We start from the raw sequence: 22,266 nt of genomic DNA, 5'->3' as shown, positions 1-22,266 counted from the left end.
CACGACCTATGTGATCCTCGACACCGCAACATTTCATCAGATCCTGAGGCCCTTCAACAGGGAGTGGCTCCGGAATTTTATGTATACTAATTATGAGCAGGTGCCCCTGCCCGGCCGGGCGCCGGGCCATAGTTTCTTGTGGCAGCTAAAACCCGCCGCCGCGGCAACCAGCCACCTACAAATCCTCCAACCGAAAAGTCCTCCCACCACGAACACCCTTCTCCGTCCTCTCCAGCACACAGCATTCATTGACAGGATCATGCTCAAAAAACAACACATAATCCCCCGCAATTGCCTCTTCAAAGAAGGACTTCTTCTCCTGTAGCGTCGTCAGCGGAAACATATCATAGGCCATGACATAAGGCAGGGGGATATGGCCTATCGACGGCAGCAGGTCGGCCATGAATATCAGCGTTCTTCCTTTATAATTCAACTGGGGGAGCATCATCGCATCGGTATGGCCGTTGACTAGGCGCAGCGAAAGCCCCGGAATGATCGCGTCGTGAACCGTCGCCAACCCGGCCGTAAACCCACCGACCGGCGCGACCCCCGCCATGGCCCCCGCAACATCCCCCTCAACAAATCTAAGTTGCCCACTCTCCTGTATCGGCAATATATTCTCCTTCAAAAAAGACGCCTTCTCCCGGTCGTTCGGCTCCGTCGCCCATTTCCAATGCCTCCCATTACTCCAATAAACCGCATTCTTAAACGCCGGCACCAGCCGGTCTCCCTCTCTAACAATACTGCCACCGCAATGGTCAAAATGCAAATGCGTCAACAAAACATCGGTAATATCGTCCCGGTGAAATCCCAGGGCCGCCAGCGACCCTTCCAGCGAGTCGGAACCATGCAGGTGATAATGCCCAAAGAACTTCGCATCCTGTTTGTTACCGATCCCGTTGTCGACGAGGATCAGCCTGCCACCGCCCTCGATCAGCAGACAGCGCATCGCCCAGGTGCAAAGATTGTCGGAGTCGGCGGGATTGCTCTTGTTCCAGATGGACTTCGGGACGACGCCAAACATGGCGCCTCCGTCGAGCTTGAAGAAACCCGTGTTTACGGTATGTACTCTCATATGGCCAATTTCTTTTGTCGAACCAGCGCCGAATACAGCCAGATCAGCCCGACCACAAAGAAGCAGATGAGGAACAGCACGGCATTCTTCATGCTGCCCGTCATATCGTCGATGAAGCCAAAACTAAACATGCCGATCACGATCGCAATTTTTTCCGTCAGGTCATAATAGCTGAAATAAGAAGCCGTATCCTTTGTCTCGGGCATCAGCTTCGAATAGGTAGACCGGCTCAGCGACTGTATGCCGCCCATAACCAGCCCCACGCCGAGCGCGAGAGCGTAGAATGAATATTCGATGGGCTCCTGATGGGGCGCCAGATCGTTTTCCCAGCGCGACAGCTCGCCCTCGACGCGGGCATCCGCGAGGTCGTAGGCCGCGGCATCCATCGTCGCTTTTTTGGCGACCAGATCGTCCCGCTGCTGGCGAAGTTCGGTGATCTTATCGTGAAAAAATTTCAGGTGCTCCGCCTGCCCCGCGGTAAACCAGGCCGACACGCAGATGAGGATCCAGATCAGGACGACGCCCATCAGCACCCGGATATTGCCATAGCGCGCCGAGAGCTTGCTCATCCACATGGCCCCCACGATAGCGACCAGCTGGATCAGGACGACGGTGACGATCAGCTTCGTGTCGTCAAGCCCCAGCAGCTTGCTGCCAAATAGGGTAGCCGCCATCATCACCGTCTGCACCCCCATGCTGTAGAAGAAAAAGGCGCGCAGATACCGCTTGAGCACGGCGAGCTTTCTTATTTCTTTAAATACTTTCCGGACCTCGGCAAAACCGGCGACAAAAACATTGGTCCTCCGGGTATCCGAAGAACTACCCCCGGCAACACCGCAAAAGTCATTTGCGCGAATCCCGCCCACCAGATCCCCACCAGCAAAAACGTGAGCCTCGGGCCAAGAAAAGGATCTTTTGTAAGCGTCAGCACAAGGACAAAGCCGATGATCTGCAGGATCACACTGCCGATATAGCCATAGGTGAATCCTTTTGCACTGACCCGGTCCTCGGTCTTCCGGCGCGGCTATCTCCGGCAGGTAAGCGTTGTAAAAGACGAGGCTGCCCGCCCAGCCCATCGAGGCCAAAATACAGCCGCCGACCCCAAGCCACAGGTTCGAGCCGTCGAAGAAGAACAACGAGCTGCAGCCAAGCGCCCCCATATAACAAAAGAAACGCATGAAGTTCTTCTTGTTCCCCCTCGTGTCGGCGATGGACGTAAGGACAGGGTAGCAAATCGAAATGATCAGGTAGGCCGCGGCCAGCGAATAGCTGTACAGGGAAGAGTTGACGAAATTATGCCCGAGAAAAGGGATCGTTTCGCTTTTGAAAAAATGCTTGGTGGCCGCAGTAAAATAGATCGGAAAGAAAGTAGTCGTGATGACCAGATTATAAACTGAGTTTGCCCAGTCGTACATCGCCCAGCCATTGATGACTTTTTTGGGCGCTGTACGGATCATACGATATGCCTCCAGATTAAGAATAACATAACCGATCCTACGATGATCCGGTAATAACCCCAAACCCTGAAACCGTGCTTCTGCAGGAATCCGATAAAGAACCGAATGACGATGATGGCGACAAAGAACGTAATAATGCTGCTGATACCCAGTATCGAGAAATTATTAGACGTCAGCACATCGGGATGCTCCTTATGTACGTCCCAAAAACTTTTGACCGAAGCGGCCAGCATGGTGGGCACGGCGAGAAAAAGGAAAACTCGGCCGCCGCCTTGCGCGTCAGCTTTTGCGTCATTCCGCCAATGATCGTTGCGGCGCTGCGGCTAAGGCCGGGCAGCAGGATGGACAGGACCTGAAAACAACCGATCCGGAAGGCAGCTCCGTTGGAAACCTGCTTTTCATCGTCGATCGTCTGATTCTTAAAAGCGCGATCGATAAAGAGGAAAAGGACCCCACCGGCGATCATCACGACGGCAATCACGTAAATATCACTCAGGACCCTGTCGATATATTTTTTCAGGAGCGCACCGAACACTAATGCGGGAATAACCGCTATGACCAGCTTCACGTAGAAATTGATCCTCGAGAAATCAAAAAACTTCTTGTAGTAAACCACAACAACGGCGAGAATGGCCGCCAGCTGGATCACGATCTCGAACATATCCGAGAATGGTGTCGACGCCACGCCGATGATGGGGTTGGTAAATTTCATGTGCGCCGTGGACGAAATAGGAAGAAACTCCGTCAGTCCTTCGACGATCGAGAGGATAATAGCCTGAATAATATTCATGACAGGGATTATTGACTGCTCTTGTCTTTACGGAAAATGGCAAATATCTCTATCACAAACCCGCCGAGGATGAGGATGGGGGCGAGCGTTATCCGGGTAAATGAATATACTTCTTTGGGGTTGAAAACGTTCGGGTCTTTGCTCTTTCCTCCGCCCATCAGGAAGAGGCCCAGGGCGATCAGGACGATCCCTATCAGCATCCACTTGTAGTTTTCTTTTCCAAACAGAGGTAGATTGGAATGGGCCGGTGTAGCCCTGGCGGTAGATGCTGCTTTTTTGGTCGTTGCCATGAATGAATAGATTAATGATTGGGCCTGCAATATAAGGAAAGTCTCAATACAAATCGTCCAGCTTCATTTTCAAGTACTTAACTACAGAACGGTGGGTACTGATGAAGGAGATGCTGATACCCAGCAGGACGATGATGGTAAAGAGAGACGCCAGCAGTGTATAGTCGCGAAGCGCCCTGATCTCCGGCAGCCACCGCTCGGCGCCGAAAATGACCCCGAGGATGCCCGCAATGGCGATGATGCCGCTGACGGCGCCGTTGATAAGGGCCCGGACGTCCATCGGCTTGGCGATAAACCAGCGCGTCGCCCCCACCATCTGCATGGTCTTGATCAGGAAGCGGTTGCTGAACATGGCAAGACGTATCGTATTGTCGATCAGGATAATGACGAGTATGGATATTATGACGGCCACCCCCAGCAGAATAAAGCTGATGCGGCGGATCATATCGTTCAGGTTGGAAACCAGCTTTTGGTTATACTGGACTTCGCTGACCGCGATATTCTGGCTGAGGTCGGCCTTGATCTTGTTCAGGGAGTCCGGATTGGCATATTCGCTGCGGATCGTGAAGTTGACACTGGCAGGGAGGGGGTTTTTATCCAGAACGGCCCCCCAGTCGGAATTGCCGTCGGACATGAACCGCTGTTTGGCGAGCTCCTTGGTCAGGTAAGTATAGGTCTTGGTATAGTGCTGTGCTGCGATATACTGTACGAGGGCCGCACTGTCCTTTTCGGAAACGTTTTCCCGGACATATACCTGCACTTCCACATTCTCCCGGAAGTTTTCGCCCAGCTTGTTGGCGTTGATCACTATCCAGCCCAGCATTCCCAGCAGGAACAACACGAGGGAAACGCCTACGATGGACATGAAATAGGAAGGGGTGCTACGCTTCGCGTAGCCTTTTCCGAACTGCGCCATTGAGTATTATTTAATTTATTGGGTTAGTGTCCTACCACAAAATTAACGGTTCGAGGCCTTTTTAGGGGCAAAATCGGGCCCAATTTTGTATTTTTGATACCTTCTAACGATTTGATTGCCTCATTATTTCGATAGAAAAAACCTTTTAACTTTTTCCCAACGTTTTGGCAGTATGGAGTATAATTTCAGTGAAATAGAGCAAAAATGGCAGAATTTCTGGACAGAGAAAGGCAGCTACAAGGTCAGCAACGAAAGCACGAAGCCCAAATTCTATGTCCTGGACATGTTCCCCTATCCCAGCGGGGCAGGTCTTCACGTGGGGCATCCGCTGGGTTATATAGCCACCGACATCTATTCCCGCTATAAAAGACTAAAAGGATTTAACGTACTCCATCCGATGGGGTATGACGCTTTCGGCCTGCCCGCCGAGCAGTACGCCATCGACCACGGCATCCACCCGGCCGTGTCGACGGGGAATAATATCGACAATTTCCGTCGTCAGATGGATAATATCGGATTTTGTTTCGACTGGAACAGGGAAGTCCGGACCTCGGATCCCGGCTACTATAAATGGACGCAATGGATCTTTCTTCAGCTGTACGGCTCCTGGTATGACAAAAAGAATAATAAAGCCAAGCCCATAGCGGACCTGGTTGCCCTGTTCGACAAACAGGGTAATGCGGGGCATCCCTGTCCGGGCGACGGCAGCATCCGTTTTACCGCGGAAGAATGGAAGGGCTTTGACCGCCGGCGCCGCGAGGAGGTCCTGATGAACTATCGCCTGGGCTATTGCGGCTACGGCGAGGTCAACTGGTGCGAGGCGCTGGGTACCGTCCTGGCCAACGACGAAGTCATCAACGGCGTCAGCGAGCGCGGTGGACATCCCGTCGTTAAGAAAAAGCTGCGTCAGTGGTACCTGCGTATTACGGACTATGCGGACCGGCTCCTGGAAGGACTCGAGAGAGTCGAGTTCAGCGAGGCGATGAAAGAGATGCAAACCAACTGGATCGGAAAAAGCTTTGGTGCGGAAGTCGACTTCGAAATCGCGAACTCCCAGGAGAAACTGCGCGTCTACACCACCCGTCCCGACACCCTGTTCGGAGTGGATTTTATGGTTATTGCCCCTGAGCACGCACTGATCCCGGCCATTGTCCCTACCGACCAGCGCGCCGCGGTAGACGAGTATATTACCTATGTAAAGAGTCGCAGTGAGCGCGAACGGATGGCGGAAAAAAGATCACCGGCTGCTTTACCGGCGCCTATGCGATCCACCCCTTCAGCGGGCTGCGGATCCCGATATGGACTTCGGAATACGTGCTGGCGGGCTACGGCACCGGCGCCATTATGGCCGTGCCCTGCGGCGACGAGCGGGACTTCAAATTTGCCCGGCATTTCGACCTGCCGGTGACCAATATCATAGGCGACGCCTTCAACGGCGAAGAGGCCAACCCTACCAAGGACGCCATATTGCAGAACAGCGATTTCCTCGACGGCCTGGTCATGAAGGATGCGATCGTCATCGCCATCCGTCACCTGGAGGAAAAAGGCATCGGCGTACGCAAGGTCAATTTCAGGATGCGGGACGCGGCCTTCAGCCGTCAGCGCTACTGGGGCGAACCTTTCCCGATGAAATGGGACAACGGTATTGTCACCCCTCTTCCCGAGAGTGCACTTCCGCTGGAACTCCCCCATATCGAAAAATACGGACCGGGTCCCGAAGGCGAGGGCCCGCTGGCCAACGTGCCCGAATGGACAAGCCGCCATCTGGAGACCAACACCATGCCTGGCTATGCGGGTAGCAGCTGGTATTTCCTCCGCTATATGGACCCGCACAACACCGAAGAATTCTGCAGCCGGAAGGCGTCAGACTATTGGGGGCAGGTCGACCTTTATGTCGGCGGCTCCGAACACGCCGTGGGTCATCTGCTCTACAGCCGCATGTGGACCAAATTCCTTTTCGACCGCGGACATATTGGCCACGACGAGCCCTACAAGCGGCTGATCAACCAGGGCATGATCCAGGGCAGCAGCCGCTTTGTCTACCGGGCCGAACTCAAAGGCTCGCATAGTATAGAAGAACTGTCGAGGGAGAAGCCCTTATTCATTTCCTTCGGCCTGCGGGCTATCGAAGGGACGCCGGAGTTTCACGAACTCGTGTCTTTGGCCGTTCGCGATATCTATGGGAACAATGATATTGAACTGAGCTCCATCGCTCTTTCCGCGATACACGTCGACGTCAATATCGTGGAAGGGGTCGAGCTGGACATGACCGCCTTCAGGAAATGGCGAACCGAGTACGCCGGCGCCGAATTCATTCTGGAGGAAGGCAAATACCTCTGCGGTACCGAGGTCGAGAAGATGAGCAAGCGTCTTTATAACACCGTCAACCCGAATGACCTGGTGTCCAAATACGGAGCAGACGCTTTCCGCATGTACGAAATGTTCTTAGGCCCGGTCGAACAGAGCAAGCCCTGGGATACAAAGGGTATCGAGGGCGTCCACCGATTCGTTCGCAAACTGTGGCGTCTTTTCTTCGACGAGACAAAGGGGAAGATCTGGAACGAGCAGCCCGCCACGGAGGCAGAATGGAAAACCATCTATCGCACCATAAAAAAGACCGAAGATGCTACTGAACGCTTCTCCTTCAACACCGGCGTCAGCTCCCTGATGATCGGCGTCAATGAACTGACCGACCTGAAATGCCATAAAAAGAGGTGCTGGAGAAGCTGGTCGTTATCCTGACCCCATACGCGCCGCATCTGGCCGAAGAACTCTGGCATCTTCTGGGAAATGCTGGCTCGGTTCTTGACGCATCTTATCCAAAGGTCGAGGAGAAATATCTGGTCGAATCGACCAAGAACTACCCCATTGCCATCAACGGCAAGACCAGGACCGAGATGAATATCGCCCTCGACGCAACCCAGCAGCAGGTGGAAGAGCTGGTTCTGGCCGACGAGGTGGTTCAAAAATGGCTGGACGGAAATTCTCCGAAGAAAGTCGTCTATGTCAGGAACAAGATGATCAACGTAGTTGTATAATTTATATGTCAGCAGTCCTGTTATCAACCGTTTTGAAAAGGCATCAGCCCGAATTCCACCCGGTGGTCCCCTTTGACCCGGTCGGTGAGAGGCTGTACACTTTTGATTTTACGGAGGATAATGTGGAGCTGTCCCAGGAGAATATTGCTGATACTGAAGCTTTTGCCGGCTATATTAACAAGGTCCTTGACCGGCACGGCGCCAGATACGGTATCGGGGGGTATGCGGAACATCGTACCCTGTATTCGCGCAGCAAACATTTTGACCATGCCCTGACCGGTCGCTTTGCGCCCGTATCGGCCGCAGGCGAGACCGGGGCAGGAGGATTTGCCGGCGGCGAAACCGAGTACCGCGGCTTTGCATCCGGACCCGACGGCGGCCTCGAGCCGCGCCGCCTGCACCTGGGCGTCGATATCTGGGGGCCCGCCGGCACCAAGGTCATGGCGCCGCTCGACAGCATCGTCCACAGTTTTGCCTTCAACAACAACGACAGCGACTATGGCGCCACTCTCATCCTTTCCCACAATCTGGAGGGCGTCGGCTTTCACACCTTATACGGACACCTCAGCCTCAACTCTATCAAGAACCTCACCGAGGGCCAGCGCATCCAAAAAGGCGAAGTAGTCGCCGAATTCGGTATGCGCTTCGAAAACGGTAACTGGCCTCCCCATCTGCACTTTCAGGTGATAGAGGACATGGAGCACTGGAAAGGCGACTATCCCGGCGTCTGCCGCTATTCCGAGCGCGAACAATGGCTCAGCAACAGCCCCGATCCCAACCTTATATTACAACTGCTGCAGGCGCCCGACGAAGACTAAGTCCTGGTAGCCAACCCAGACCAGGCCTGCCCCAGCAGTACAGTAACAATATCATTCCATTCTTTTTCCAAAGCCCCACCTGGATTCGAACGCCCGGCGCGATTATACCAGTAGTTGGCATTCCATTCGTCTCCCTCCTGGCGATGCAGCCAGGCATGAACCCACGACCCATCACGGGTAGGGATATCCTGCGCAATATTATGTGCCTGCTCCCAGTCACCCTTTCCCGCGTACCATAACGCGGCAAGACTCAAGGTTATTCCCGCAGGCGGCAGATCGTTACTCATACTTGTCCGGAACTCTTCAAGTTTCATGTCCATACTTTAAAGTTACCACTAATTGCCTTCCCCCGCCGAAGTCAAATCTTTCCCTCATCCCCCGATTCCGCGTCTTTCCCTTTTGCGTAAACGTTTTTTCCTCATTGCGGGTCCATGTCCGGCCACGCGGACGCATTTTTGCGGCACAAAATGACACTGGAATGAAAAAATTTATATCCCTTCTATTTCTATCAATACTTTTCTTTAGCGCTTATCCGTCACCGTCACGGGAGAACCCGAATGCATCAGGCGAAGCCCTGAATCCGTCAGGCGAAGCCCCGAATCCGTCAGGCGAAGACCTGAACGGAGCGATCAAAGGTAGAGTCCTCACCGCCGACGGGCAGCCGGCCGCGGCGGTTACCGTTGTAGTCAGGAGCAATCGCCGTACCACAATTACAGGAGAGGACGGCTGGTTCGTACTGGGCAATCTGCCCGCCGGCGACTACGATCTGGAAGTATCCCTTTCGGGCTTTGAGCCCGCGACAGAGCACGTTACCGTCCAGTCGCGGAAAACGACACAGATCACCATCCGCCTCCAGGTCTCGGAGAAACAGCTGCAGGAAGTCGTCGTCACCGGCGGCAGTAACAAATTCTCCCGTTCGTCGAGCGACTATGCGGCGAAAATGCCGCTGAAAAATATCGAGAACCCGCAGGTCTATACGACGATCACCAGGGACCTGCTCGCCGATCAGCTGCTCTTTTCCGCGGACGACGGGTTGCGCAACGCTCCCGGTCTTCAGAAGATGTGGGACGCCATCGGACGAAGCGGCGACGGAGGCGGCTACTACAACGCCCGGGGCTTTATTCTCCAGAGCCAGCTGCGCAACGGTATCGCCGGAAATATCACCAGCAGGATCGACGCCGTGAACCTCGAAAGGATCGAGGTCCTAAAGGGGCCCTCGGCCACCCTGTTCGGCAGCACGCTCACTTCTTATGGCGGACTGATCAATCGGGTAACGAAGAAGCCCTACGCCGGTATTGGAGGCGAAGTCGCCTACGCCGGCGGCAATTTTGGCCTCAGCCGTATCAGCGCCGACGTCAATACCCCCTGGACGAGGGAAAAAATGTGCTGCTTCGCGTCAATACCGCCTACACCGACGAAGGTAGTTTTCAGGACAACGGTTTCGGCAAAAGCTTTGTATTCTCACCAAGCCTGTTGTATAAGCTCAACGACCGGCTGAGTCTCCAACTGGACGCGGAGCTCTACCGGGGCCGCAACATCACCCCAACGATTTTCTTTTTCCCCTATGGCCTGACCGTCTCCTCCCTCGGAGCTTCGAGGGCGGACCAGCTGCCGATCGACTACCGGCGGTCGTTCTTCAGCGACGACCTTTCACAGCAGTCGGCAAATACCAACTACTACGGCCAGCTGAGCTACACGATCAGCGACAAATGGAGCACGCAGACCAACGTCACGATGACCAACAGCTATTCCGACGGACCGGGGCCCTATTTTTATATTCTCAACCATGATTCGATTTCGCGTAACGACCAGTTCACGGCCAACAGCCGCGACCGGATGATCGAGATCCAGCAGAACCTCAACGGTGAATTTTATATCGGCTCGCTGAAGAACCGCGCCGTGGCCGGGCTGGACTATTTTAATCACGTCTCGAACCAGCTGTTCAGCGGCGGCACGCTCGACACGATCGCGTCTCACGGAAATATCCCCACCTATCGCGACTTCAACCGCATCAGTCTGCAAAAATTGTACGCCACAAAAGGCGTTGATTTCTACTATCCGGTAGACCTCACTACCAACACCTACAGCGCCTATGGCTCGGACTTGGTGAATCTGACGGACCAACTCATGGTGATGGCCGCGCTGCGCGTGGACCATTTCGTCAACAAAGGCAACTATGACGTCACCACGGGGACCTATAGCGGAGGATACAAACAGACAGCCCTTTCGCCGAAGTTCGGGCTCGTCTACCAGCCCGTCCAGGACCATCTTTCGCTGTTTGCCAACTACCAGAACGGGTTTACCAACAAGACGGGCGCCGACTACCTGGGCAGGGCTTTCCGGCCGGAGAAGGCCTGGCAGGCGGAGGCGGGTGTCAAAGCCGACCTCTTCCGGAGCCGGCTCACGGCTACGCTTAGTGTATATGATATCCGCGTCGGGAATATTGTAAGGGCCTACGTTCCCGCGGTACCCGATCCCAGCCTCCCGGCCTTCCCCCAGATCCAGGACGGGACACAGCGAAGCCGGGGTGTCGAGGCCGAGGTCATCGCCAATCCGCTGAACGGCCTCAATGTCGTGGCAGGGTTCTCCTACAACGACTCCAGGTACGAAAAGGCCGATGCCGACGTGGAAGGAAGACGCCCGAACACCGCGATGTCGCCCTATACCGCCAACTGGTGGATCAGCTACCGACTGCCCGCGGGCACTCTGACGGGGTTGGGCCTCGGCTTTGGCGGGAACTACGCCAGCGACAACAAGATCCTCAACAGCGTCAGTCAGGGCGTATTCATTCTTCCGGCGTATACGGTCGTCAATGCTTCCGTCTTCTACGAATACGCACGCTGGCGCTTTACGATCAAGTCGGACAACCTGGCCGATAAGAAATACTGGACCGGCTATACTACGATGAACCCACAGAAACTACGATCGGTGGCGGCCGGCGTCTCTTTAAAATTCTAGACCGTCTATGCGCAAACGCAGAACATTCAAATACTGGATCGGTCAGCTGCACCTCTGGCTCGGACTCGCGTCCGGACTAGTGGTGCTGATAGTCGGTATTACCGGCTGCCTGTTTGTTTTTCAGAAAGAGATCTCGGAGTCGCTGCACGGGGAATGGTTTTTGTCCGGCCGCCTGCTGTACTGACGACCCTCCCGCTCAACGCACTAAAGGAAAAGGCCTCCGCCACCCTCGGCCACCCGATCAGCAATATCACTGCCTGGTCCCAGCCCGACCGAACCTGGGAGTTCATGGCATACAAAGAGAACGCTTCGGCTCTGACCTATTTTGGCGAGATCGAATACTTTAAGTCCGTCTACATCAACCCCTATACCGGCGCCGTTACCGGCCTGAGGGACTACAAGACCGACTTCTTCAGCGTCGTCAAATACATCCACTGGAGCCTGCTGCTGGGCACCCGCTATGGCCAGCCCATTGTGGGCTGGAGCACGCTCATATTCGTTGTGCTGCTCGTCACCGGACTCGTCCTCTGGTGGCCCAGGCGATGGACGAAAGCGACGCGGGACCGGAGTTTTAAGATCAAATGGAAGGCTTCCTTCAGACGCGTCAACTACGACCTCCACAACGTCCCCGGTTTTTACACCCTGCTCCCGGCCCTCGTGATCGCGCTGACCGGACTCGTCTTTTCCTTCCGGTGGATGGCCGCCGTTTTTATTTTGTTGCCGCAGGAACAACCGCCCCACCCGAACCGGCCACACCGCGGTCGGATACGACCACGGCCCCCACTGGCACAACCATCCCCCAGACCCGCGGGAACAGCCCGGGGACCACCGGACCAGGCCCCGACCCGCTCGAACGCTGCCTGCACGAGGCAAAGATCCGCCTCCCCTCGGCTTCCCGCTACACGCTATCTCCACCAACAACGCGCGATGGCGTGATTAGCCTCTACGCCTACAACGGCAGGGAGGTCTACTATGACTACGACGTCCTGCAGTTCGACCAGTACTCCGGCGGGATCCTCCACCACCGCCCCGACAGAGAAAAGAACGCCGGTGAAAAACTTATCGGGATGAACTACGATATCCACGTAGGCGCGATAGGCGGACTAACGGGCAAGTCCATCGCCTTTATCGCCAGCCTCATCTGCGCCAGCCTGCCCGTCACCGGATTTCTCATCTGGCGGGGCAAGAGGTACAACAAAAACGGTAAAAAGCATAACAGCCCGCGCCTGCCAGTGGTACAATAATTGCATAATTTTGGGCACAATCCCTTGATATATGCTTAAATACGATGCCATCATCATCGGCTCGGGCCAGGCCGCCAACCCGCTTGCGCACAAGCTGGCGGCAGCAGGCTGGAAGACCGCCCTCATCGAAAAGAAATTCATCGGTGGCACCTGTATCAACGTCGGCTGCACACCGACAAAAACGCTCGTCGCCAGCGGTCGGGTGTCCTATCTGGTCAAAAGAAGCTGCGACTACGGCATAAATGTGAAAGGGAATTCGGTTGACATCGAATCCGTCATCCGGCGCAAGAACGCGCACGTACTGCAGGCCCGGGAGTCGTCTGCCAAACGGCTCCTCGAAACGGCCAACCTCGACGTCGTTTTTGGGAATGCGGCGTTCTCCGGTCCGAAAGAGATCACCGTGACCAAACAGGAGGGAGACATTGCCGTGATGACAGCCGACAAGATCTTCATCAATACCGGGACCCGACCCGTGATCCCGCCCATAAAGGGACTCGCCGCAGTACAGTTTCTTACTTCAGATACGATTCTTGACCTGCTGGTCGTCCCTTCGCACCTCGCGATCATCGGCGGCAGCTATATCGCGCTGGAATTTGGCCAGCTCTATCGCAGGCTTGGCAGCGAAGTGACGATCATCGAAGGAAGCGAACAGTTTCTCGCCAAAGAGGACGAGGATATCGCCTCCGCCATCCGTAAGGTACTCGAAGAGGACGGTATACGGGTACTCACCGGGACCTCGGTAACCAGCGTCACAGCAAAAGAAGATCGTACAGAACTGTCTGTACTCACAGGCGGTACACCCTCCGTCTCCACAACCGGTACACCCTCCGTGATCAAGGCTTCCCACATACTCGTAGCCACAGGCCGTCTTCCGGATACCGCGGCACTGAACGTCGCGGCAACAGGCATCACCGTCGACAAACACGGCTTCATCGTCGTCAACGACCGGCTCGAAACCAGCGTTCAGGGCATCTATGCCCTTGGCGACGTCAAAGGCGGTCCCCAATTCACCCATATTTCCTACAACGATCATCTTATTGTATATCGCAACCTGGTAGAAAATGCCAATCTGAGCATCGCCGGCAGAGACCTCGTTTATTGCCTTTTTACCGATCCCGAACTGGGAAGAATTGGCCTTACCGAAAAAATGGCAAGAGAAAAGGGACTGAACATAAAAGTCGCTACCTTGCCGGCTGGCAGGATCGCCCGCGCCTGGGAAAACGACGAGACCCGTGGAATGCTTAAAGCTATAGTGAACATGGATGACAAAAAGATCCTCGGAGCAGCGGCGCTATGTTTCGGCGGGGGCGAGCTGATGAGCATTCTGCAGATGGCCATGATGGGCGGCGTTACCTATGACCGTATCAGAGACGCGGTCTTCGCTCATCCAACATTTGCCGAGTCCCTGAATAATTTATTCGCAGAGTTGACCTAATGATTTCCGTAAAAAATCTAACAAAGACCTTTGGTTCCTACACAGCCGTCGACAATATCTCCTTTTCCATAGAACAGGGAGAGAATGTTGTCTTTCTCGGCACCAGCGGCAGCGGCAAGACGACCCTGCTCAAGATGATCAACCGTCTGCTGGAGCCGGACCACGGCGGGATAGCCATCGATGGAGTCTCTGTCTACGACCAGCGCCCGGAAGACCTGCGCAGAAAGATTGGATACGTATTTCAGAATAACGGTCTTTTTCCCCACTATACCATTTCGGAAAATATTTCGGTCGTACCGCGCCTCCTCGGCTGGGACAAGAAGAGGATGGAGGAGAGAGCCGCCGCGCTGATGGACAAGCTGAGATTGCCGCCGGCGCAGTACGCCGCGGCCTATCCAAATCAGCTCAGCGGCGGGCAGCAGCAGCGGGTGGGTATTGCGCGCGCGCTGGCGGCGGATCCTCCCATACTGCTGATGGACGAACCCTTCGGCGCGCTGGATCCCATCACAAGGGCGGCGGTGAAAAAAGATTTTAAAGAGCTGGACGAGCTGAGGTCGAAAACCATCGTCCTGGTCACCCACGACGTCCAGGAGGCCTTTGAACTGGCCGACAGGATCTTCCTCATGGACAAGGGAAAGGTCGTCCAGGAAGGAACTCCCGACCAGCTGCTTTTTGAGCCCGCCGGAGAATATGTAAGAACTTTTTTCGAAGAACAGCGTTTTCCACTGGAAGCCCAACGGATAGCGGCGGGAGATTATCCCGCTCTTATCCGGGCCTTTGATAAATTTAAGAACAGACACCGCTGATGGACCATACCGAAAGCCTCTGGTCTTTTATGCACGGGCAATCCGCCAAGCTGCTGCAACAGACGATACAACATATCGGGCTGACCTTTATTTCGTTGTTTATAACCGTGCTCGTAGGGCTGCCGCTGGGCATCTATATTACCCGGAAAAAAGGGCTGCGGGCCTGATCCTGGGATTCGCGGGCGTGATGCAGACCATTCCCAGCATCGCCCTCCTCGGCTTTCTGATACCCATACTGGGCATCGGGCCAATACCGGCAATAACGGCCCTTTTCCTCTACGCGCTTCTACCAGTCATCCGTAATACCTATACGGGGATCAACGGCGTGGACCCAGGCGTGAAAGAGGCTGCGGTGGCCATGGGGATGACCGGGTGGCAACGACTGATACGCGTCGACCTCGTGCTTGCTTTTCCCGTCATCATGGCCGGTATCCGTACCGCTACCGTCATCAACGTGGGCGTCGGCACCCTTGCCGCCTATATCGCGGCCGGCGGCCTCGGGGAATTCATTTTTGGCGGGATCGCGCTCAACAATACCAATATGATTTTGGCAGGAGCGATCCCCGCGGCGCTGCTGGCGATACTGCTGGATTTTTTGCTTTCCCTTTTGCAGCGGGCAGGCAACCGGTCACGAAGGGTTACACTCGGGCTGCTGCCGCTGGTGCTGCTTGGCCTCTCTTCCTTCTACGTGCTGCCGCTCGGCTATAGCTCGCGTCTGCTCGCGGGATTTACGCCGGAGTTCATGGGAAGAAGGGACGGGGACATCGGGCTGAGGGCCGTCTACGGACTGAATGTACGCACGGTGGTGATCAGCGACGCCGTCATGTATAAGGCCATTTTCAATAAGAAGCTCGACGTCATCAGCGGCTACAGCACCGACGGCCGGCTCAAAGCCTACGACCTGATCACCCTCGATGACGACAAAAAGATCTTCCCTCCCTACTATGCCGCTCCGCTGGTCCGCAGCGCGACGATGGAAAAATATCCCGAACTGGCGCCGGTGTTGAATATGCTGGCCGGAAAGATCAATGATTCCATCATGACGGATCTTAATTTCCGGGTGGAATACCTGAACCAGTCGCCCGAGCAGGTCGCTCGTGATTTCCTGGCGGCGCATGGGCTGTACAGGGAACCGAGGGACGGTAAAAAGGGATCGTGAGACTCGGCTCGAAGATCTTTCCCGAACAGTACATCCTCACGGATATGTACGCCATGCTCGTCCGCGGGTATACCGATCTCCAGGTATCCAGCAAGACGGGGCTCGGCGGGACAAAGATCTGTTTCGAAGCGCTTGCGCACGACCAGATAGACATGTATCCCGAGTATACAGGAACCGCGCTGCTGGCCATTCTGCAGCCCCCGGCGGAAGAGACCGCCCGCCTGACGGGCAGCCGCGACAGCGTATACAACTACGTAAAGGCGGCGATGCAGCGGGACTATCGTCTCAACTGGCTGTCACCTATCGGCTTTAACAACGCCTATGCCCTGATGATGCGGCGGCAACAGGCACGGCAATTGAAAATACAGACCATAACGGACCTCACTAACTATCTAAAAAAAGACAGACCATGAGCCTGACCGAACAATATCGCAGCGTCCGCAAGGCCAGCGAAGCCATCTGCCGGCCCCTGCAAAAGAAGACTACGTGGTGCAGCCCATCGTCGACGTCAGCCCGCCCAAATGGCACCTCGGACACACCACCTGGTTCTGGGAGGCGTTCGTGCTGATCCCTAATCTGCCTGACTACAAGCCCTGCAACCCGGACTACAACTATGTCTTCAACAGCTACTACGAGACCATCGGGGCCCGGGTCGTCCGTACCGACCGCGGCAACCTCAGCCGGCCTTCCGTAGACGAAATATACGACTACCGTAAATACGTAGACGACGCAATGGAGAAATTCATTGCCGGCCGCCCCGGCAAAGAGCTGGAAGACCTCATCATTCTGGGACTCAACCACGAACAGCAGCACCAGGAGCTATTGTTCTCCGATATCAAATATATTCTGGGGCACAATCCCCTTTTTCCCGCCTGGTCCGACCACGACATCGACGAGGACGCGGCGGCTACCATCGCCCCCAACCCGGTGCGGCCGTTACCGCCGCATCGGCTGCCCTATGCAGCCATCCGTGGTTGCACCCGCCGAGATCTCCTCCATAGGCGCGACCCCACCCTTTCTCCCCATCCCGTCCGGTCTCTACGAGATCGGCTATGCGGGGAATGATTTTTGTTTCGATAACGAACTGGCCAGACACAAGGTCTATCTCGGGGATTTTCAGATCGCCGCCGAACCCGTCACCAACGGAGAATACCTGGAATTTATCGAAGCCGGAGGCTACAAAAACTTTAGCTATTGGCACGCAGAGGGTTGGGACTGGGTAAAGAACAATAGCATCGGGGCGCCCCTGTACTGGCACCTGATCGAAGGCCGCTGGCACCACTATACGATGGCAGGACTGAAACCGCTGGACCGTCAACAATTGTTGTGTCATATCAGTTATTATGAGGCGGTAGCCTTTGCGGCTGGAAAGAATGCCGGCTGCCTACGGAATTTGAATGGGAGGCGGCATCCGGGAAGTTTGGCTGGGGAAAAAGATGGGGAATGGACCGAGAGCGCCTACCTGCCCTATCCCGGCTTTAAGAAGGCGGCAGGCGCCATCGGAGAATATAACGGTAAGTTCATGGTGAGCCAGATGGTGCTGAGGGGAGCCTCCGTCGCGACCCCGGCCCGGCATAGCCGGAATACCTACCGGAATTTCTTCCATCCATCCCTGAGATGGCAGTTTACTGGCATAAGATTGGCACGCTAAACCGGCCGGGAGGCCGGTCGTCCGAAGAAACAAAAAGTCACGAACAAACAAAATTAAGGTCTAATGATTCCCTCCATTGCTGTCGGCTCCACGCACAGGCATTCCGCATTCTACCATGATATCCTCGACGGACTCCGTGCGGAGAGCAAACACCTGCCATCCAAATATTTCTACGACGAGACGGGGGACAGACTGTTTCAGCAGATAATGAACTGCCCCGAATACTATCCTACCCGCTGCGAGATGGAGATCATGCAGGAGCAGTCGAAGGACATGGCCCGCCTGTTCACAGCGCATAGCCCCGCCTTCAATTTGGTCGAGCTCGGACCCGGCGACGCTACCAAGTCCTGGTTTCTCTTGCGCGAACTCCAGCGAAAACACGCCGCCTTCACCTATTACCCGATCGATATCTCCACCAACGTCATCAGCTGGCTGGAGACAAAACTGCCCGTCACGCTGCCCGGCATACGCCTGCACGGTCTCAACGGAGAATACCTCGAAAAGATGCAGCAGGTAAAATCATTTTCACCCAATCCCAAGATCGTCCTGTTCATGGGCGCCAACATCGGCAACATGACCGTCCCCAGAGCCATTCAGTTCTGCAGACAGCTGCACGACCATATGCAGCCCGGCGACCTGCTGCTGATCGGCTTCGACCTGAAGAAACACCCCCGCACCATCCTCGACGCCTACAACGACCGGCAGGGGATCACCCGGGCCTTCAATCTCAATCTGCTCACGCGGATCAACCGCGAACTCGACGCCGATTTCAATACCGACCTTTTCGAGCACTACCCGACCTATGATCCGGGTACCGGAGCCTGCAAGAGCTATCTCATCAGCCTCGCCGACCAGACCGTGCACGTCGCCGGCAAAGCCGTGTCCTTCAGGGAGAACGAGGCGGTCCATATGGAAATCTCACAAAAATATTCGCTCGAGGAGACCGCGAATCTGGCGGCCCAGTCGGGCTTTCAGCCGGTACACACCTTTCTCGATTCGAAGAAATGGTTTGCGGATGTACTGTGGCAGCGCTTGCCTTAGTATATTTGTTCCATGTCCAATGGCAACCTCAACACCGACAAAGGCGCTCTAAGTCCATCGGACAAAGAGTTCGAGAACAATATTCGCCCGGCCGTCATTGACGAGTTCTCCGGTCAGCCCCAGCTGATCGAAAACCTTCGCGTCTTTATCAAAGCCGCGAAGATGCGGGGTGAGGCCCTCGATCATATCCTGTTCCACGGCCCTCCCGGGCTGGGTAAAACTACCCTCTCCCGTATCGTCGCCAACGAACTCGGCGTACACATCAAAGAAACCTCCGGCCCCGTCATCGAAAAACCCGGCGACCTCGCCGGTCTGCTCACCAACCTCGAACCCAATGACGTGCTTTTTATCGACGAGATCCACCGGCTGAGCACAGTCGTCGAAGAATATCTCTATGCCGCGATGGAGGACTACCGCATCGACATCATGATCGACAGCGGCCCCAGCGCGAGAAGCATACAGCTGAATATCTCGCCATTCACACTCGTCGGCGCCACCACCAGAAGCGGACTATTGACCGCGCCGCTGCTGTCGCGTTTCGGCATCAAGTCGAGACTGGAATACTACAATTCGGACACCCTGCAAAAGATCATACTCCGGTCGGCAAGCATCCTGCAAACAAAAAGTCACCTCCGACGCCGCCGCCGAGATAGCCCGACGCAGCCGCGAGAACCCCCGTATCGCCAACGGACTGCTGCGAAGGGTCAGGGATTTTGCGCAGGTGCTTAGCAACGGCATCATCGAACTGGGGATTACACAACACGCGCTCCGCGCCCTCAAGCGTCGACGAGCACGGCCTCGACGAAATGGACAACCGGATCCTGTCTACTATAATCGAGAAATTCAAGGGGGCCCCGTGGGCATCACGACCATCGCGACCGCCGTAGGGGAAGAGACGGGCACGCTCGAAGAAGTGTACGAGCCGTTCCTGATACAGGAAGGGTTTATCATGCGGACACCCAGAGGCCGGGAAGTAACCGCCAAAGCCTACGAACACCTGGGCAAAAAAAAACCGGGCAGGGAGGGAGAACAATTACTATTCTAACCTCGTCGCCCGGGTGCCGCGTTAACGGCAATATCAATATCATATCGTGCGCGTCCCCGGCGTGGCCCCCACGTCTCCGGCAACCCACGGTCTACGCATTCACAGGTACCACCAGCCGGAAACCATTCCCGTGTATGTTCACGATCTCGATCTGACTGTCGTCCTTCAGATACTTCCGCAGCTTAGCGATATACACGTCCATGCTCCGTCCGTTGAAATAAGTATCGCTGCCCCATATCTTCTTCAGCGCCTGCTCTCTGGGCAGCAGATCATTCATATGCTCGGCCAGCATCTTCAGCAATTCATTCTCCTTCGGTGACAGGGTCTGGGTCTGTCCCTTATGGCTGAGTTCCCTCAGCTTTGGGTTGAAATGATAGGTACCCAGATCGAATTCCTTATTGTCGGATTCCTTGTTGAGGTCGTCGTTGCGTTTGAGGATGGCCTTGATCTTCAGCAGCAGGACCTCGCTGTCGAAAGGCTTCGTGATATAGTCGTCGGCGCCAAGTTTATAACCCTGGATGATATCTTCTTTCATCGTTTTGGCGCTGAGGAAGAATAACGGAATATCGGGGTCTACGTCCCTGATCTCTTCGGCAAGCGTAAAGCCATCCATATGCGGCATCATGATATCCAGCAGGCAAAGGTCGAAACGTTCGCGCTGAAACGCCGCCAGACCCAGCCGGCCATCCCGTTCGAGCGTAACATCAAAATCGCTCAGCTCCAGGTAGTTCTTTAGTACCATGCCTAAGTTAGGATCGTCCTCGCACAATAATATTTTGGGTTTTTTTCCTTCCATCGTTGCTGATTTTAAGTACAAATAAATCGAATTACGCTAATAACCAGCCATAAAATTAATTTTTTGGCGCAATATTCACAAAGTCGGCCTCCTGACGGGGCAAAACCCACGCGCCGCCAGACAAAACCCACCTACCCGCCCGGCAAAACCCACCCCCGTGGACCAAAACCCGGTCCCGGCCCCCTGCCGGAACTCGCCATAAACGATGATTCCCCTATCTTTGCGGGCTTATAGTATAGAATTTAACGAATGGACGCAAATTTCAATCCCGACAAGCAGCATACCCTGGGTTCGATCACGAATATTTCCGGCACCGGCCTCCACACCGGCATCAAGGTGGACATGACCCTCAAACCGGCAAACCCCGGGTTCGGCCTCCAGTTCCAACGCGTCGACCTGCCCGGCCAGCCCGTTATAAAGGCTGACTGCGATCTGGTTACGGATACTTCCCGCGGCACTACGCTCGAAGACAACGGCGCGAAGGTCAGCACCGTCGAACACATCCTGGCCGCTCTGGTGGGCATGGGCATCGACAACTGCCTGATCGAGATCAACGGTCCCGAGATCCCCATCATCGACGGCAGCTCGATGCCCTTCGTAGAGATCATCGAGGACGCCGGAGTTGCCGAACAGGACGCGGCCAAGGTCTGGTACACCATCGACACCAATATTTCCCACTACGACGAGAAAAAGAGGGTCGAAATGGTCGTCATGCCCGCCATGGAATACAAGGTCACGACGCTCATCGACTTCAATAGCCCCGTACTCGGCACTCAACACGCCGGTCTGAAGTCCATGCGGGAATTCAAAGCCGAAATAGCCCCCTGCCGCACATTTTGTTTTCTGCACGAGCTGGAAATGCTCCTGGAACACAATCTGGTGAAAGGCGGCGATATCAACAACGCCATCGTAATTGTCGACAAGCCCGTGACACCCGAGGAAATGGAGCGCCTGGCAAAGGCTTTCCAGCGGGATAAGATAGAGGTTAAAAGCGGAGGCTATCTCAACAACCTCGAGCTCCGCTTCCCCAACGAACCCGCCCGGCACAAACTGCTGGACGTCATCGGCGACCGGCCCTTATCGGCTTCCCCATCAAGGGACATATCATCGCTAACCGCCCAGGACATTCGTCCAACGTCGAATTTGCCAAAAAGATCAAGCAGTACATCAAAAAGAACAAGCACCTCAAGAATACCCCCGTATACGACCCGAACCAGCCGCCGGTATACACGATCACACAGATCGAAAAAACCCTGCCCCACCGCTTTCCCTTCCTGCTGGTGGACAAGATCATCGAGCTGTCCGACCGTCAGATCGTCGGAATCAAGAACGTGACCTTCAACGAACCCTTCTTCGTAGGCCATTTTCCCAATAACCCCGTTATGCCCGGCGTTCTGCAGATAGAAGCCCCGGCCCAGACAGGCGGGATCCTCTGTATCAATTCCATGCCCCCGGGGAGTATGATACCTATTTCATCAAGATCGATAACTGTAAATTCAAACACAAGGTAGTCCCGGGCGATACGATGATCCTGAAGATGGAATTGCTGAATCCCATCCGCCGCGGCATCTGCGAAATGAGGGGAACCGTCTACGTGGGGAATAAGATCGTCACCGAAGCGGACCTGATGGCCCAACTTGTAAAGAGAAGTTAAGAGAAGTTTATTTAGCCGATTTGTGCCAAATAAGTTTATTTTTGTGAAATGCTGGGTAGGCGCTCAGCATTTTTTATGAAGAAAACAGTTATC

24 protein-coding genes and 3 pseudogenes are annotated in these 22,266 nt (G+C 55.1%); 20 read left to right on the top strand and 7 right to left on the bottom strand.

Translation table 11 applies throughout. The features are described from left to right. Positions 1–175 precede the first annotated feature (175 nt). The 5 genes and pseudogenes from ACQ86N_RS41115 to ACQ86N_RS41095 form a co-directional block, all read right to left on the bottom strand. Entirely contained in the window at positions 176–1,075 is a 900-nt protein-coding gene (locus ACQ86N_RS41115) for an MBL fold metallo-hydrolase (RefSeq protein WP_431212095.1), read from the bottom strand. Continuing rightward, complete coding sequence (locus ACQ86N_RS41110; protein ID WP_431212094.1) at positions 1,072–2,532, bottom strand: MFS transporter; 1,461 nt, start codon at positions 2,530–2,532, stop codon at positions 1,072–1,074. The genes ACQ86N_RS41115 and ACQ86N_RS41110 overlap by 4 nt, the downstream gene beginning before the upstream one ends. Continuing rightward, positions 2,529–3,322 (bottom strand): annotated as a pseudogene (locus ACQ86N_RS41105) (undecaprenyl-diphosphate phosphatase). The gene ACQ86N_RS41110 and the pseudogene ACQ86N_RS41105 overlap by 4 nt, the downstream one beginning before the upstream one ends. Before the next feature lie 8 nt (positions 3,323–3,330). Further along, positions 3,331–3,612, bottom strand: coding sequence for a DUF3098 domain-containing protein (locus ACQ86N_RS41100; protein WP_431212093.1), 282 nt, complete (start codon positions 3,610–3,612; stop codon positions 3,331–3,333). Between the two features lie 43 nt (positions 3,613–3,655). Then, entirely contained in the window at positions 3,656–4,528 is an 873-nt protein-coding gene (locus ACQ86N_RS41095; protein ID WP_431212092.1) for a cell division protein FtsX, read from the bottom strand. A gap of 172 nt (positions 4,529–4,700) precedes the next feature. On the opposite strand from ACQ86N_RS41095, the pseudogene ACQ86N_RS41090 reads away from it, so the two are divergent. From ACQ86N_RS41090 to ACQ86N_RS41080, 3 genes and pseudogenes are all read left to right on the top strand, one after another. Further along, positions 4,701–7,270: pseudogene (locus tag ACQ86N_RS41090) on the top strand (leucine--tRNA ligase). Continuing rightward, positions 7,243–7,566 carry a class I tRNA ligase family protein gene (locus ACQ86N_RS41085; protein WP_431212091.1) on the top strand — a complete coding sequence of 108 codons (324 nt, stop codon included), beginning with the start codon at positions 7,243–7,245 and terminating at the stop codon, positions 7,564–7,566. The pseudogene ACQ86N_RS41090 and the gene ACQ86N_RS41085 overlap by 28 nt, the downstream one beginning before the upstream one ends. Positions 7,567–7,628: 62 nt before the next feature. Then, positions 7,629–8,384 carry a peptidoglycan DD-metalloendopeptidase family protein gene (locus ACQ86N_RS41080; RefSeq protein WP_431212090.1) on the top strand — a complete coding sequence of 252 codons (756 nt, stop codon included), beginning with the start codon at positions 7,629–7,631 and terminating at the stop codon, positions 8,382–8,384. Here ACQ86N_RS41080 and ACQ86N_RS41075 read toward each other — a convergent pair. Next, positions 8,381–8,671, bottom strand: a complete 291-nt coding sequence (locus ACQ86N_RS41075; RefSeq protein WP_431212089.1) for a hypothetical protein — start codon at positions 8,669–8,671, stop codon at positions 8,381–8,383. The two genes, ACQ86N_RS41080 and ACQ86N_RS41075, sit on opposite strands and share 4 nt — an antisense overlap. A gap of 191 nt (positions 8,672–8,862) precedes the next feature. Here ACQ86N_RS41075 and ACQ86N_RS41070 point away from each other — a divergent pair, with 191 nt between their 5' ends. The 14 genes and pseudogenes from ACQ86N_RS41070 (at position 8,863) to ACQ86N_RS41005 (ending at position 19,723) form a co-directional block, all read left to right on the top strand. After that, positions 8,863–9,882 (top strand): beta-sandwich domain-containing protein, encoded by a 1,020-nt coding sequence (locus ACQ86N_RS41070; RefSeq protein ID WP_431212088.1) that lies wholly within the window; start codon positions 8,863–8,865, stop codon positions 9,880–9,882. After that, positions 9,768–11,342, top strand: a complete 1,575-nt coding sequence (locus ACQ86N_RS41065; protein ID WP_431212087.1) for a TonB-dependent siderophore receptor — start codon at positions 9,768–9,770, stop codon at positions 11,340–11,342. Before ACQ86N_RS41070 ends, ACQ86N_RS41065 begins: the two co-directional genes overlap by 115 nt. A gap of 7 nt (positions 11,343–11,349) precedes the next feature. Continuing rightward, a complete protein-coding gene (locus ACQ86N_RS41060) occupies positions 11,350–11,526 on the top strand; it encodes a PepSY domain-containing protein (protein WP_431212086.1) in 177 nt (58 codons plus the stop codon). After that, positions 11,496–12,586 (top strand): annotated as a pseudogene (locus ACQ86N_RS41055) (PepSY-associated TM helix domain-containing protein). The gene ACQ86N_RS41060 and the pseudogene ACQ86N_RS41055 overlap by 31 nt, the downstream one beginning before the upstream one ends. A 31-nt stretch (positions 12,587–12,617) precedes the next feature. Then, the gene (locus ACQ86N_RS41050; RefSeq protein ID WP_431212085.1) at positions 12,618–14,021 is read left to right on the top strand and encodes a mercuric reductase; all 1,404 of its coding nucleotides are present in this window, start codon (positions 12,618–12,620) and stop codon (positions 14,019–14,021) included. Next, entirely contained in the window at positions 14,021–14,827 is an 807-nt protein-coding gene (locus tag ACQ86N_RS41045) for an ABC transporter ATP-binding protein (RefSeq protein ID WP_431212084.1), read from the top strand. Before ACQ86N_RS41050 ends, ACQ86N_RS41045 begins: the two co-directional genes overlap by 1 nt. Further along, positions 14,827–14,994 (top strand): hypothetical protein, encoded by a 168-nt coding sequence (locus ACQ86N_RS41040; protein WP_431212083.1) that lies wholly within the window; start codon positions 14,827–14,829, stop codon positions 14,992–14,994. The genes ACQ86N_RS41045 and ACQ86N_RS41040 overlap by 1 nt, the downstream gene beginning before the upstream one ends. Positions 14,995–15,014: 20 nt before the next feature. Beyond that, a complete protein-coding gene (locus ACQ86N_RS41035) occupies positions 15,015–15,986 on the top strand; it encodes a glycine betaine ABC transporter substrate-binding protein (RefSeq protein WP_431212082.1) in 972 nt (323 codons plus the stop codon). Beyond that, entirely contained in the window at positions 15,983–16,399 is a 417-nt protein-coding gene (locus ACQ86N_RS41030) for a glycine betaine ABC transporter substrate-binding protein (protein WP_431212081.1), read from the top strand. Before ACQ86N_RS41035 ends, ACQ86N_RS41030 begins: the two co-directional genes overlap by 4 nt. Positions 16,400–16,472: 73 nt before the next feature. Beyond that, a complete protein-coding gene (locus tag ACQ86N_RS41025) occupies positions 16,473–17,051 on the top strand; it encodes a DinB family protein (protein ID WP_431212080.1) in 579 nt (192 codons plus the stop codon). Then, positions 16,945–17,637: an SUMF1/EgtB/PvdO family nonheme iron enzyme gene (locus tag ACQ86N_RS41020; protein WP_431212079.1), complete on the top strand. Its 693-nt coding sequence runs from the start codon at positions 16,945–16,947 to the stop codon at positions 17,635–17,637. The genes ACQ86N_RS41025 and ACQ86N_RS41020 overlap by 107 nt, the downstream gene beginning before the upstream one ends. A gap of 63 nt (positions 17,638–17,700) precedes the next feature. After that, positions 17,701–18,678 (top strand): L-histidine N(alpha)-methyltransferase, encoded by a 978-nt coding sequence (gene egtD / locus ACQ86N_RS41015; protein ID WP_431212078.1) that lies wholly within the window; start codon positions 17,701–17,703, stop codon positions 18,676–18,678. A 12-nt stretch (positions 18,679–18,690) separates the two neighbouring features. Further along, positions 18,691–19,407, top strand: a complete 717-nt coding sequence (ruvB, locus tag ACQ86N_RS41010; RefSeq protein WP_431212077.1) for a Holliday junction branch migration DNA helicase RuvB — start codon at positions 18,691–18,693, stop codon at positions 19,405–19,407. Beyond that, positions 19,328–19,723 (top strand): Holliday junction DNA helicase RuvB C-terminal domain-containing protein, encoded by a 396-nt coding sequence (locus tag ACQ86N_RS41005; RefSeq protein WP_431217802.1) that lies wholly within the window; start codon positions 19,328–19,330, stop codon positions 19,721–19,723. Before ruvB ends, ACQ86N_RS41005 begins: the two co-directional genes overlap by 80 nt. Before the next feature lie 91 nt (positions 19,724–19,814). On the opposite strand, the gene ACQ86N_RS41000 is transcribed toward ACQ86N_RS41005, so the two are convergent. Continuing rightward, positions 19,815–20,519 (bottom strand): response regulator transcription factor, encoded by a 705-nt coding sequence (locus tag ACQ86N_RS41000; protein ID WP_431212076.1) that lies wholly within the window; start codon positions 20,517–20,519, stop codon positions 19,815–19,817. 249 nt (positions 20,520–20,768) lie between these two features. On the opposite strand from ACQ86N_RS41000, the gene lpxC reads away from it, so the two are divergent. From lpxC to ACQ86N_RS40985, 3 genes are read left to right on the top strand one after another with little or no spacing between them, the layout of a single operon-like run. Continuing rightward, positions 20,769–21,854, top strand: coding sequence for a UDP-3-O-acyl-N-acetylglucosamine deacetylase (lpxC, locus tag ACQ86N_RS40995; protein WP_431212075.1), 1,086 nt, complete (start codon positions 20,769–20,771; stop codon positions 21,852–21,854). Next, positions 21,800–22,030: a hypothetical protein gene (locus ACQ86N_RS40990; protein WP_431212074.1), complete on the top strand. Its 231-nt coding sequence runs from the start codon at positions 21,800–21,802 to the stop codon at positions 22,028–22,030. The genes lpxC and ACQ86N_RS40990 overlap by 55 nt, the downstream gene beginning before the upstream one ends. Before the next feature lie 14 nt (positions 22,031–22,044). Further along, positions 22,045–22,173 carry a hypothetical protein gene (locus ACQ86N_RS40985; RefSeq protein WP_431212073.1) on the top strand — a complete coding sequence of 43 codons (129 nt, stop codon included), beginning with the start codon at positions 22,045–22,047 and terminating at the stop codon, positions 22,171–22,173. The last annotated feature ends 93 nt before the right edge of the window (positions 22,174–22,266 follow it).

It is taken from the genome of Puia sp. P3, assembly GCF_050632245.1.
Taxonomy (GTDB): Bacteria; Bacteroidota; Bacteroidia; order Chitinophagales; family Chitinophagaceae; genus Puia.
Note: the sequence above shows the minus strand (reverse complement) of the source record. Positions and strands in the feature narration are given on the sequence as shown.